We start from the raw sequence: 12,910 nt of genomic DNA, 5'->3' as shown, positions 1-12,910 counted from the left end.
GCCTCGTCTTCAAAGCGGCAACCGGTCACGCCGCTACAGCAAAGCTGCAGGGTCGCGACCGATTGCTTTTCGCTTTAAAAGCGATTTGAGACGGATCGCGCTCTAAACCGTCTCCACGCCTGGATTTCCTTCACGGTATTACTTGAAAAGCGTCACTTTTCATTGACTCCTGCGGGAAAAAGTGCGTTTTTAACGCACTTTCAGAGGCAGGCAAGACCCTGCTCGTTGTCCGCTAGGATCCAAGGAGCAACGGCTTGCGCCTCGCCCGAGGAAAGCAACGAAACACGACGCTTAATCTCCCAATCGCACGTTGTTTACAGTCTGAAGGGCCAGCTTTGATAAGCTGACCCTTTTTTTAATGAATGGATGCGTAGACGAGTGCAAAAACTAAGTAAAAGATTACTTCACGATGTGGTGCTTAAAGGCATAGACGACGGCTTGCGTCCGATCGACGACATCGAGCTTTGATAAAATGTTGGAAACATGCGTTTTGACTGTTTTTAGGGAGATGAACAGTTCGTCTGCAATCTCTTGATTGGCCATACCGCGCGCCATCAACTGTAAGACTTCTTGTTCACGCTCCGTTAAATCGTCGTGGAGTTGACTAGCAGGTTTGCGCAGGCGTTCCATCATCTTACCTGTCACTTGAGCTGCCATGACAGATTGTCCGCTCGCTGTCTTGCGAATTGCTTCCGCAATATCAAACGCGCTTGCCGTTTTTAGGACGTAACTCATCGCACCGGCTTCAATGACGGGATAAACTTTCTCATCATCTAAGAAACTTGTGACGACTAAAATTTTAGCTTCCGGCCACTCGGCGCGAATCAGACGTGTTCCTTCGACACCATCGACCGGCTCCATGACTAAGTCCATCAAAATCACATCAGGGCGATGTTCAAGAGCAAGTTTCGCTCCGATTTGTCCGTCAGCAGCTTCTGCGACCACTTCAATATCAGGTTGGGTCGATAAAAAGGCAGAGACTCCAGCGCGAACCATTTCATGGTCATCGACTAATAATACGCGTATCATACTTGCACCATCCGTTCTTTTCTAAGTTTGACTTCAATCTGCGTTCCTTGACCGGGCACACTGACGAGGCGAATCGTCCCACCGATTTCAGCCGTACGTTCGCGCATCGAGTTGATCCCGTACGAGGCGAGTTTTTTCTCGTCGACGATAAAGCCGACACCGTCGTCATTCATACTCAAGATGATCGTCTCATTGAATTGACGCAATTCGATATTCATGTGCGATGCTTTCGCGTGGCGTAAAGCATTCGTTAAGCCTTCTTGAACGATGCGGAATAATTCATTTTCAATCGGACGCGGTAATTCAATCGGTTCGAGTTTCCAGCTCAATTGCGTCGATTGTTTTCGTGATAGTTCTTCGAGCAGTTGGGTTAGTCCTTGTTGCAACGTCATCCCTTCGAGTTCAACGGGACGTAGTTGGAGCAATAAAGAACGCATTTCTGATTGCGCCGTCTGTGCCATCGTCTCGACTAAGTCAATTTGTTTCGCTGCCGTTTCCGGTTGCGTCAAAATCGTTTGTTTGGCAGCCGTCGTCATCATCGAAATGGCATAAAGTTGTTGGGAGACGGAGTCATGGAGATCACGTGCGAGCCGTTTCCGTTCTTCCGTGATGGCTTGGACACGAACTTGTTCGACGTGTTGCGGACGTGTACTGATTTTTTGAACCGTCTCGACCTGTTCATCGATTCGTTTCCCAATTCGTGAGAGGCGGGTCAGTGTGTGGAAGTAAGGTCCGTTGACAATCGTGACTTCTTTTCCTTGCTCGAGTTCGATGATGGCAGTTGTGACACGTTTGAAGTCACGACGTAAAAAGAAGTAGTGGATGCTGCCGATTGCGAGCGGAAGTAACAGGGATAATCCGACGACAAGCAATAAGACAGGTAAATCTTGTTGACGGACGAAAAGTACATGCCAATCGACTTGGCGTGTACTTAAAAACAAACCAGTCGTCACGACGGCTGTCAGAAATCCGGTCAATACTTGGAGCGCGATGACACCGAGCGGGAAGTGATCACGTTTCATATCGAGGTCACCTCCACGTTACCGATGCCAAGCATGACGTGAATGCGGACTTTTCGAGTCGCTTCTTCATATTGTGGTGCCCGGAACTGAATGCGACGGTTAAAAAATGTCGGGATCCGGCGGACATCTGTTTTGACGCTTCCAAAACCAATCGACGTATCAAGCGTATAGTCATATCCTGAAGGTAATAAAATACGCACATCTCCGACGACACCACTGATGACGATGAGTGTTTCACCTTCTGGGACATAGGCATGCGTTAAATCGATTTCTAAATCTTTGACGATGAACTGTTCACTCAAGTCTTTTAACACGTAAGGTGTTTCAGACTGCGTCGAAAACGAGTAAGCAGGTTGGATCGTAATGCCTTCTTCTTCATAAAGACGTGGTGAAATCTTCGAAAAGAAAAATTCGCGGACGGAGTGTCGGGTGACAAGGATAATTCCGAGATATAGCAAAATTCCGGCGATGACGAATCCGACAGCTGCCGAGCTCAAGACGACTCCAGCTAAGATAATCGTACCGACGATATAAAACAGGATGGCCAGTTTTTCATGACCGCGACGCCGAAAATGAATCCCGACATAATACAACAAGAACGGGAATAAGATTCCAAATAAGACGTTTCCGGCTCCAGTCATCAAATCATAAAATAATCCGAGCGCGAATAGGATCGACACGTAGCCGACTAATTGTTTTGTACTTAATCGTCGCACGATCAATCTCCTCCCTGACATGACAAAGGGAGGCAAGGGCCTCCTTCGTCAAAATACTTATTTTTGGAAGCGACGTTCGAGTTCCGCAATACGTGAATCGATGTCGTCTTCTGGTGTTTGTTCTGCGACATCCGGTTCTGCTACCGTAAACGGATGTTCTTCTTGTTTAATAGTAGCATTTGGTTCGCGTTCTAGCACCTGGTTCATCTTTGATTTTAAATTAGAAACGTTTTCCCGCATCATCCACTCATAGCGTTTATTTTGCAAGTCTTCGAGTTTAAGTTTCAACTCGAGTGCTTCCCGTTCAAGTTGCGTCAATTCCCGTTTCGTTTCAACAATCAACTCTTCGAAGAAACGGAACTGTTCACCGTAATGTTTGGATTCGATAGCGGCGCGTTCTGCAAGTTCCTGCTCTTCAGCTTGTTTAGCAATTTCGACTTGGGCAAACCGCTTATCAGCTAGTTCTTTTGCTTCATCTTGTTTTTGTGTGAGTTCGCTTAGGAGTGACCGTTGACGTTCGAGTAGCCGGTCGATTTCTTTTAAATCAGATTCGGTAATCCGGATATGACGGACTAATTTTTTAGCCGGGACTTCACCTTGCTCGGCTGCCTTTTTGACTTCCGTCATCATTTGGTTAGCAAAATCATTGAGTTGGTCGAATACGTTCTTCATTGTGAATTCCTCCTTGAGTATAAGTAGCGATTAAAAGCGTTTTTGATCGAGGTCTTTCCAATCTGCCTCAAAATGAGACGCGTTTGACCGACGACGGCGAGAAAATAAATCGTTTGGGTTCACACGTTCCATCTTCATCCGCATGTAACCGATGTAGAGGGCAAGTGCTGCCGCGATACCGAATACCGCCCAAATGTTTGAAAGGGCTAAGCCGATTCCGACTGCTGCGAGTAAACCAAAACCGATTTTTGCGATGACTTTTGTTGAACGGATAAACTTACTGATGGCGTAAAATGCAAGCAGTCCACCGAGCCCGAGTCCAATCATATGTGGGAGTGTCCCGATGACGACTGCGAGAAGAGCGATACCAGCAAGTATCATCAAAGCCTGTTTGCCTTTTGATTGCTTCATGATGAAGCCTCCTTTTACTTGATACCTTTATGATAAGGGATGGTGAAAAAAACGACGACGCCCCTCGGACCGTATTCGTCTCGGCCTTGAGGCGGAGTAGTAAGGTCTGACTTTATCGCCCAACGGTTTTTGAAGTGGCTACATATGATAAAATACAAAGGAAGTTACTGGAGAGGAGTGAGGTTTATGAATGTGCAAATCAACGTAAATCAAACACGTACTGGAGAACAGGGAGGGGTTTCCCTCCCTTAAATTAGAGGAGGAAACCATTTGAACGAATGGGGTAAACCACCTGCACATGAGGCAGGAGAACATGAAAATTTAGGACGGATCACTGCAGTCTTTCAAAAACAGTATCGTGTCATGACGGCTGCTGGCGAGACGCTTAGTGAATTATCTGGAAAGATGCGCTTTGAGGCATTGACGAAAGCAGATCTTCCCGCAGTAGGGGATTGGATCATCCAGACAGAGCGAGAAGCGGGATTAGGACGGATTGAGCAAGTTCTTCCGCGGACCTCACAATTCTCAAGAAAAGCAGCGGGTACGGAAGTCGAAGAACAAATCATTTGTGCGAATGTTGACGTAGCTTTGCTCGTCATGGCATTCGGTCACGATTTTAATGTCCGGCGGCTGGAACGTTATTTAACGGTCGCCTGGGAAGCTGGCGTCAAGCCGATCATTGTTTTGACGAAACGAAGTCTGATGGAATCCGTCGAGTCCGAGTTGGCTGAGATTGAAGGAATTGCCTTCGGGACACCTTATGTTGCGATTGATTCGTTGACCGGTGACGGGTTGGAAAGTCTTCGAGATGTTCTCGAACCACGTGAGACGATTGTCCTCGTCGGTTCATCCGGTGTCGGGAAATCGACACTCGTTAATGTGTTAGCAGAGGAACAGTTGATGGAAACAGGTGGCGTGCGAGAAGACGATCAACGCGGACGGCATACGACGACGCACCGTGAACTCAAACGATTAGCGAACGGTCTGTTGCTCGTCGACACACCGGGTATGCGTGAACTGGGACTATGGGACGGAAGTGACGGTCTGACTTCGACTTTTTCTGATGTCGAGTCGCTCGCTGAAAACTGTCGTTTCCGGGATTGCCAACATGGCAATGAACCCGGGTGTCGAGTCCGCCAAGTATTGGAAGATGGAAGTCTTCCGCACGAACGCTGGGAAAGTTATCTGAAGCTGCAACGGGAAATTGCCTATGCTGAACGGAAGCAAAGTGTAGCGCTACAAGCTGCCGAAAAAGAAAAGTGGAAGAAGATTCAGAAAAACGCGCAGGCACATACAAAATTAAAGTATCAAAAAAGATAAGTAAACGAAACGCCGATGTTCCCCTTCTTTACAGGGAATCATCAGCGTTTTTTTCGTTCGCGGTAATTAGATACGCATGTGGGAGGCGCATGGAAAAGTACCGTATTTCTTTTTAAGTTAGCATGCTTTTATCATCGTGCTAAAAATCAGTTCGTGATGTGACTTCCGTCAATTACACATCAAAGTCGATTTCACCGGTCAGTTCATTCAAACGCCGTAAGTCAGCCCGGATTCCATCCGAATCAGAAGCACGTTGTTCCCGTAAAGCCTTTGTTCTGACAGGATGGACTGTGAAGTCACCGGTCAAGGAAATCGTTCGGTTTGATAAACGATCGGTAAAATAACGGTCATGGGAAACAAACAGCAACTCACCGGGAAAAACTTCGAGTGCCGCTTCGATTTGTTCCCGTGTCGCAAGATCAAGATAATTCGTCGGTTCGTCGAGGATGAGTAAATGCGCGCCGGAAAAATAGAGACGTAAAAAGGCGATCCTGCATTTCTCGCCCATACTCGCTTCAGCGATTGGTTTATAGACGGTCTCCCGCCGAAATAAAAAGCACGCGAGTAGTGTCCGGGCATCTGTTTCCGAAATCTCGCTCGTCTCAAGCAAGGCATCAAGTAGTGTGCCGGTATTCGGTAAGGTGGATAGAACTTGAGAAAAGTAACCGACTTTTAAAGTCGGGTGCCGTTTGATGATACCGGCAGATGGCACCAATTCTCCAAGTAAAAGACGTAATAACGTCGTTTTCCCAGAACCGTTTCGACCAATCAACGCGATTCGATCGCCACGCTGGATGGAGAACGACACATCCTGAAAGAGCCGGCGATGCGGATAGTCGAATGAGAGAGCATCGACTGAAACGAGACGTTTCGCTAAAAAATGTTCTCCTTCGAATCTGACATGGACGTGGGACGGCGTTTCCGGTTTTTTGACCCGGTGTTCCAGTAGGCGTTCGAGCTGATTTTCTTTTGCTTTGACTTTTGTCGCATGTTTTGCAGCCTTTTTTTTCGCGTACGGATCTCGTTCACTTGCACTAGCCGTCGCTTTTTGATGCCAATTTTGATATTGACCAATCATCCGGGTGAGTTCTTTTCGTGTTCGTTCTTGCTTCTCATATTGATGCCACTGTGCAGTCCGTTCTTGTTCCTTTAACGTACGGTAAATCTCATAGTTTCCTTCGTAACGTGCCGCTCCTGCTTCAGTCAATTCAATGACGGCGTCAGCCGTCGCATCGATAAAGGCACGCTCATGTGAAACATAGAGCATCGTCGTCTTCGTTTGACGCGTCCACACGACGAGCCACTCGAGTGTGTCTTCATCTAAATGGTTGGTCGGTTCATCAAGCAGGATGAAGTCCGGTTTCTTCAACAGTAGACATGCAAGTTGAATCCGGGTCTGTTCGCCGCCGCTCAGTGTGTTCAAAGGCTGAAACCAAAGAGATTGCTCGAGTTGAACTTCTTTCAGGACACGTCTCGCATCGGCTTCGAGCGTGAAGGCATCTGCGTCAACGGCAGCCTGGTAGTCGGCCACGGCTTCAGTGGTTAAGGCACGTTCACGTAAGTCGTAACGGGTTACATCCGCCTGTTCGACGATTTGAATTGCTACACTTGTCGAGGGTTCGATTTGTTGGGCTAAGAGCCCGATCCGGTCATACGTGCGATGGATTGTTCCGGTCGTCGGGATGATTTCTTTTAGGATGGCGCGCAAGAGCGTCGTTTTTCCAACGCCGTTCGGTCCGACCAAGGCGACGTGTTCGCCGTCGCGGATGGAGAACGTGACATCGTGGAAAAGACACTGCCCGGCAAAATCGATTTGTAAATCATGGATGGATAATACTTCAGTTGGCATAAGCTCAGCTCCCTTTGTTTCATTTCGGTTGAGATGAAATGAAAACACACCATCCTGAGCGTACGGATGGTGTGCGGGAGTGCAATTCAAAGAAGGTATCCACCTGAAATAGGGATATACCGAAATTGAGCAGACTCGTAGCGTCAGTCATCCGCAAGCGATTGCGAAAGTGATGAGTTCATTCATCATTAGACGTTAGCGAGTGATTGCTTCATTTCGGTATTGTACCTCCGTTTCATAGACTATGTGTTCAGTCTATCAAGTCACATCAATCATGACAAGTACGAGTTGAGTAAATCTTGCGCGGCAAACGTTTCCTCCGCGGTAGGCGGTAAGACATCTTTTAGCGCATATTCGAGCCCGAGTGCCTCCCATTTATAGACACCTAATTGGTGGTAGGGGAGGACTTCAACCCGTTCGACATTTCCGAGTGTTCGAATGAATTCACCTGTTTGGCGTAAAAACGTTTCCGTCATCGTCACGCCGGGGACAAGGACATGGCGAATCCAGACGGGAATGTTTCGTTCTGCGAGCAATTTTGCGAAGGTTAGTGTATTGACGTTACTTCGCCCGGTCAAAATCCGGCACGTCGCATCATCGATGTGCTTGATATCGAGTAAGACGAGATCTGTATATTCCAGGATTTGATCCAGGTTTTTCGGGACGACCGAACCTGCTGTATCGATGACGGTATGCAAGCCGTTTCGTTTTGCTTCACGCAGCGAGGCTTCTAAAAACTCGGGTTGAGCCAACGGTTCGCCACCGGAGAAGGTCACCCCTCCACCCGTTGCGTCAAAGAAGGAACGATAGCTGTTCGCTTCTTTGATGATTTCTTTAGGTGTTACTTTTCGGCCACAACCGAATTCCCAGGTGTCCGCATTGTGGCAATATTGGCAGCGTAGTGGGCAGCCTTGCGTAAAGACGATGAAACGAATACCGGGACCATCGACAGTCCCACAAGATTCGACAGAGTGAACCGTCCCGTAAGTCATAGTGATCAAGTCCTTTCAGAAAAGTTAAAGTGCACCGTGGAATGTACGGTTGATGACATCGATTTGTTGTTCGCGTGTCAACTTAATGAAGTTGACGGCATAACCCGATACACGAATCGTTAACTGTGGATAAAGTTCAGGATGCTCCATTGCATCGAGTAAAGTGGCGCGATCGAACACGTTGACGTTTAAGTGATGACCACGGGTAGTCGTACCGCCCATATAGCCGTCAAGTAGACCGACTGTATTGTTGATACGTGTTGTTTCATCTTTTCCGAGTGCTTTCGGAACGATTGAGAACGTGTAGGAAATACCATCTAAGGCATGCTCATAAGGTAATTTGCCGACAGAAGTCAACGCAGCGACTGCACCACGTGTGTCACGTCCGTGCATTGGATTTGCTCCCGGTGCGAACGGTTCGCCAGCGCGACGACCATCGGGTGTATTCCCGGTTTTTTTACCGTACACGACGTTTGACGTGATCGTCAGAACAGATTGGGTTGGTAAAGCATCACGATACGTTGGATGTTTCCGGATTTTTTCCATAAAGAGTTCGACGAGATCGACGGCCATTTGATCGACACGATCATCGTTATTTCCGAATTTCGGGAAATCGCCTTCGATTTTAAAGTCGACTGTAATGCCATCCGTATCTCGGATTGGTGTGACTTTAGCATAACGAATCGCTGACAGACTATCGGCGACAACGGATAATCCGGCAATCCCACAAGCCATCGTCCGTAAAATTTCAGGATCGTGGAGTGCCATTTCAATGCGCTCATAACTATATTTATCATGCATGAAGTGAATGACATTCAGTGTATTGACATAGAGCTCAGCTAACCAATCCAATTGTTTATCATAGGCGGCCATGACGGTTTCATAATCGAGCACGTCATCTAAAATCAAGTCGGAAGGAGGGGCGACTTGAATTTTGAGTTTTTCGTCGACGCCACCGTTCAACGTGTAGAGTAAGGCTTTTGCTAAGTTCGCCCGGGCGCCGAAGAATTGCATTTGTTTACCGATTTTCATTGCTGAGACACAACAAGCAATCCCGTAATCATCACCATAAATCGGAAGCATCAAGTCATCATTTTCATATTGGATCGAACTAGACAGGATGGACATCTTCGCACAAAATTCTTTGAAACCACGTGGAAGTTTTGGTGACCATAAAACGGTTAAGTTCGGTTCAGGTGCCGGACCGAGGTTGACGAGTGTCTGCAAGAAGCGGAACGAACTTTTTGTGACGTTCGAGCGACCGTCTTCACTCATGCCGCCGATTGATTCTGTTACCCACGTCGGGTCACCGGAAAAGAGTTCGTTGTAATCGGGTGTCCGAAGAAACTTGACGATGCGAAGTTTCATCACAAAGTGGTCGACAAGTTCTTGCGCGCTCTCTTCTGTCAACCGACCCGTTTGCAAGTCACGTTCGATATAAATATCAAGGAAGGTCGAAACGCGACCGAGCGACATCGCTGCTCCGTTTTGTTCTTTGATTGCTGCGAGATAAGCAAGATAGACCCACTGGAATGCTTCTTGGGCCGTTTCAGCTGGTCGTGATAAGTCACATGTGTAACGTTTACCGAGTTCTGTCAGTTCATGAAGGGCGCGGAGTTGTTCGTTCATCTCCTCGCGATCACGAATCATCGCTTCTGATAAAAATCCACCGTGTGCTTTCAAATCCGCTTTTCTTGCAGCAATGAGGTGAGCTGTTCCATAAAGGGCGACGCGACGGTAATCACCGATGATCCGTCCGCGACCGTACGCATCAGGAAGTCCAGTGATGATACCGGCTTTACGGGCAGCACGCATTTCGGGCGTATACGCATCGAAAACCCCTTGATTATGCGTTTTACGGTACTCGCTAAAAATCTGTGTAACAGTGTCATCTGATTTAAAACCATACGCTTCTAAGGCATCATTGACCATTCGGATACCACCGTTCGGATGAATCGAACGTTTGAATGGTTCATCGGTCTGTAGACCAACGATTTTTTCGAGTTCAGGATTGAGGTAACCTGGACCGTGCGAAAGAATTGAAGATGGAGTTGCAGCATCAACGGCATAGACACCACCACGAATTCGTTCTTCTTCTGTTAACTGCATGATTTGTTGCCATAACGTGTTGGTTGCATCGGTCGGACCGGCGAGGAACTGATCGTCTCCTGTGTATTCTGAGCGATTGCGCCGGATGAAATCAGCGACATCAATCTTTTCCATCCATTCTCCACCTTCGAATCGTTGCCATGCTTGTGTTTTTTCAAGTAACATCATCAACACTCCTTCATTAGTAAGGTCAGCGGTTCTTAATACATCTCTTATGTGAATAGTGTAACAAACAATTCGGGATAGAGGTTTTACGTATATGTGAATCTTTTAACAAATGTAAAAGTGTTGCTATGACTTACTTCACAGTAAATTGTATCAGTCAGTGTCCCTTGTTCAAAAAACAGAAAACGACTGCTGTGAAAGGATTTTTCTGTAGCTGTATCATTAATTTGTAGTGGAATGGATAGAGACAGAAGCTAGTGTGATAAAAGTCACGCGGCGCTACCTTGTATTTTTAGGACGTATCGTTGACAATGAAAAAGGGAATATAGAACGTGGAGGTGGAGTGAATGGAGTTTTCGCCATTAAAAGAGCAAGCAGACTATCGAACAGGGGACTGGGTTTCCCTAAAAGTATCAACTGAAGGAACAGAACGGATCGGGATGATCACCGAGTTTGAAGACGACGGGTTTTGGCTCCGGTTTGAAGACGATTTTGATTTCGAGGACTTTATCGGTTACGACCAGAAGTACCTCGCACGATTAGTTCGACGCCCAATCGATGTCAGAGCAACTTATCCTGTACTTGCTGGTTTCGAAACACTTGCTGTTGAGCTGCAAGATCGAATGGCGCAAGGTTTCGAAGTGTTAAGTGCAGATCAACAAAATGAGACAGAAATCGTTTTTCATATTCGGTTAATCGATTCTGGAAATGAATATACACAGACGTTACGCGGTATTAAAACTGAAACCGATGATCGTTTCGAATATGTAACAGAATGATAGACAAGAGAGTAGGAGAAGATACGTTATGAATTTTACTAAACCTTTTATTAATGAAGCGTGGGAACGAGCACGCTTTGAACAAATGATGCCCGTCCAAGAACAAGCCATTCCTCTAATCCGTGAGGGTAAAGATGTCTTAGTCGAAGCGCCGACAGGAACTGGGAAAACGCTCGCTTATGTCATTCCAGCCCTCGAGCGCATCGATCCGAATGAACCACACGTTCAAGTCGCGATTACGGCACCGACACGAGAACTGGTCATGCAAATTCATCAAGTCATCCAATTATTTGCCCAAGGAAGCGGGATTAAGTCAGGTGCGTTCATCGGTGGCGTTGAATTAAAACGTCAATATGAGCGTCTCAAGAAAAAACCACAAATTATTGTTGGGACACCAGGACGCTTAGTTGAGTTGATTGATTCAAAAAAGTTGAAGATGCATAAAGTAAAATTGATTGTTTTAGATGAGGCTGATCAAATCTACGAAAGTGGAATGAGTGCATCAGCGACGCGCATCGCGAACAGTGCGCTTCGTGACCGCCAGTTAGCACTCGTTTCAGCAACATTGCCTGAACGGACAGCAGCATGGGGACGGACACTTTCGAATGATCCAGAAGTCATCCGAGTTGAACGGACGGAGACGACGCAAGTCAAGTTCGGTTACATCGAAACATCTCGTCGTCTGAAACCGGAAATGTTACGTCGTTTGTCTAATATGCAACAGGTCAAAGTGTTGACGTTCATAAACAACCGTTCTTTCCTCGGTCCGTTAAACGGTGAATTAAGCAAGTTTTCGCTGAAATACCGGATTTTAGATGCCGAAAAAGGGAAAAGAGAACGGATGGAGACGTTACGTTCATATAAACGGGGAGAGTTTCCGTTACTCGTCACGACAGGGCTTGCTGCACGCGGTCTGGACATTGATGCCGTCACGCATGTCGTGCATTATGATTTACCGGAATCCCTTGATGATTTTGTCCACCGCTCAGGTCGAACAGGACGTGGGAACGCGTCGGGTATGGTCCTTGCGCTCGTCACGGATCATGATCTGAAACACCTGAAAGCATTAGCGAAACAAATGGGTGTGGAAATTGAACCGATGGAGATTTATGGCGGGGAAGTGATTCCAAAACGTGAAGTCACGGAACCGGAAGCGCTTAAAAGTCCGGCGAAACCACACCGGAAAGGACCAACACGATGAAAAGTGAGCGAAAGATTATCCCGTTTCCGACGACTGTATCCGAAGCAGAGATGAACACAGCGCTCAAAACTTTATATCAAGAAGCAGCCACTGCTCGAAGCACCGATTGGGTCGCATTCATCGAAGAAATCGCGACGGAAGGACGTTGGTATTTAAAAGATGCTGAGTTATTCCGAGACTTGTTCGTCGATTGGGCCATTTTTTATGAGACCGATGAACAAGGGAAAACACCGCATGGTCGTTTTTTAGAACAAGTCAAAGAAGATATGTCTCAAAGTCTGTATCGTGCCTTAAGAGGGCTGGCCGATCCTGTTCCGTCGCTTTTCCTTGTAAAAGAAGACGGCGTCTTCGACATCATGTCGGAACAAACGTATCAGACCGATTTGACAGAGATTGACGTTGCGGTTGGCGATCTGTTAGTCGGCAAACTTCTCTACATTTCAGGCAAATGGCGATTCGCAATCGCCTATATGAAGGTTGCACGGGCACTTGTACCTGAAGTGCGTGTTCTTTTAGCTGATTTTGTCGATGAAGTCGGTGACGACGCACTATTGCGTCAGTATCCTGAATTTTGTGCGGAGTTGATTGACTTATTACTCGATATCGAAGAGGGAAACATTGCACCACGACCTGAAGCATAACAGC

At 47.0% G+C, this 12,910-nt stretch carries 12 protein-coding genes; 4 read left to right on the top strand and 8 right to left on the bottom strand.

Annotated elements, in window-relative coordinates; all coding sequences use genetic code 11:
- Positions 1-399: 399 nt before the first annotated feature.
- Genes KNP96_RS08705 through KNP96_RS08685 form a run of 5 tightly spaced genes read right to left on the bottom strand, consistent with a single transcriptional unit; the run spans position 400 to position 3,850 of the window.
- Positions 400-1,029, bottom strand: coding sequence for a response regulator (locus tag KNP96_RS08705; protein WP_029332722.1), 630 nt, complete (start codon positions 1,027-1,029; stop codon positions 400-402).
- On the bottom strand, positions 1,026-2,051 hold the full coding sequence (locus KNP96_RS08700) for a sensor histidine kinase (RefSeq protein ID WP_034801180.1): 1,026 nt from the start codon (positions 2,049-2,051) through the stop codon (positions 1,026-1,028). Before KNP96_RS08700 ends, KNP96_RS08705 begins: the two co-directional genes overlap by 4 nt.
- Positions 2,048-2,767 (bottom strand): cell wall-active antibiotics response protein LiaF, encoded by a 720-nt coding sequence (gene liaF / locus KNP96_RS08695; RefSeq protein ID WP_029332724.1) that lies wholly within the window; start codon positions 2,765-2,767, stop codon positions 2,048-2,050. The genes KNP96_RS08700 and liaF overlap by 4 nt, the downstream gene beginning before the upstream one ends.
- 57 nt (positions 2,768-2,824) lie before the next feature.
- Positions 2,825-3,439 (bottom strand): hypothetical protein, encoded by a 615-nt coding sequence (locus KNP96_RS08690; protein WP_214770031.1) that lies wholly within the window; start codon positions 3,437-3,439, stop codon positions 2,825-2,827.
- 30 nt (positions 3,440-3,469) lie between these two features.
- Positions 3,470-3,850, bottom strand: coding sequence for a lmo0954 family membrane protein (locus KNP96_RS08685; protein ID WP_029332726.1), 381 nt, complete (start codon positions 3,848-3,850; stop codon positions 3,470-3,472).
- 270 nt (positions 3,851-4,120) lie between these two features.
- Here KNP96_RS08685 and rsgA point away from each other — a divergent pair, with 270 nt between their 5' ends.
- A complete protein-coding gene (gene rsgA, locus KNP96_RS08680; RefSeq protein ID WP_214770028.1) occupies positions 4,121-5,170 on the top strand; it encodes a ribosome small subunit-dependent GTPase A in 1,050 nt (349 codons plus the stop codon).
- 172 nt (positions 5,171-5,342) lie between these two features.
- Here the strand turns inward: rsgA and abc-f are convergent, their stop codons facing one another.
- The 3 genes from abc-f to pflB form a co-directional block, all read right to left on the bottom strand.
- The gene (gene abc-f, locus KNP96_RS08675; protein ID WP_214770025.1) at positions 5,343-7,019 is read right to left on the bottom strand and encodes a ribosomal protection-like ABC-F family protein; all 1,677 of its coding nucleotides are present in this window, start codon (positions 7,017-7,019) and stop codon (positions 5,343-5,345) included.
- A 272-nt stretch (positions 7,020-7,291) separates the two neighbouring features.
- Positions 7,292-8,011 (bottom strand): pyruvate formate-lyase-activating protein, encoded by a 720-nt coding sequence (gene pflA, locus KNP96_RS08670; protein ID WP_214770022.1) that lies wholly within the window; start codon positions 8,009-8,011, stop codon positions 7,292-7,294.
- A 24-nt stretch (positions 8,012-8,035) separates the two neighbouring features.
- Positions 8,036-10,285: a formate C-acetyltransferase gene (gene pflB / locus KNP96_RS08665; RefSeq protein WP_285800501.1), complete on the bottom strand. Its 2,250-nt coding sequence runs from the start codon at positions 10,283-10,285 to the stop codon at positions 8,036-8,038.
- A 347-nt stretch (positions 10,286-10,632) separates the two neighbouring features.
- On the opposite strand from pflB, the gene KNP96_RS08660 reads away from it, so the two are divergent.
- The 3 genes from KNP96_RS08660 to KNP96_RS08650 are packed head-to-tail and all read left to right on the top strand — an operon-like array spanning position 10,633 to position 12,906.
- Positions 10,633-11,064 (top strand): hypothetical protein, encoded by a 432-nt coding sequence (locus KNP96_RS08660; protein ID WP_088836396.1) that lies wholly within the window; start codon positions 10,633-10,635, stop codon positions 11,062-11,064.
- A gap of 28 nt (positions 11,065-11,092) precedes the next feature.
- Entirely contained in the window at positions 11,093-12,265 is a 1,173-nt protein-coding gene (locus tag KNP96_RS08655; protein WP_214766648.1) for a DEAD/DEAH box helicase, read from the top strand.
- Complete coding sequence (locus KNP96_RS08650; RefSeq protein WP_214766646.1) at positions 12,262-12,906, top strand: hypothetical protein; 645 nt, start codon at positions 12,262-12,264, stop codon at positions 12,904-12,906. The genes KNP96_RS08655 and KNP96_RS08650 overlap by 4 nt, the downstream gene beginning before the upstream one ends.
- The last annotated feature ends 4 nt before the right edge of the window (positions 12,907-12,910 follow it).

Origin of the sequence: Exiguobacterium sp. s133 (assembly GCF_018618595.1) — a bacterium.
Classification (GTDB): Bacteria; Bacillota; Bacilli; order Exiguobacteriales; family Exiguobacteriaceae; genus Exiguobacterium_A; species Exiguobacterium_A oxidotolerans.
Note: the sequence above shows the minus strand (reverse complement) of the source record. Positions and strands in the feature narration are given on the sequence as shown.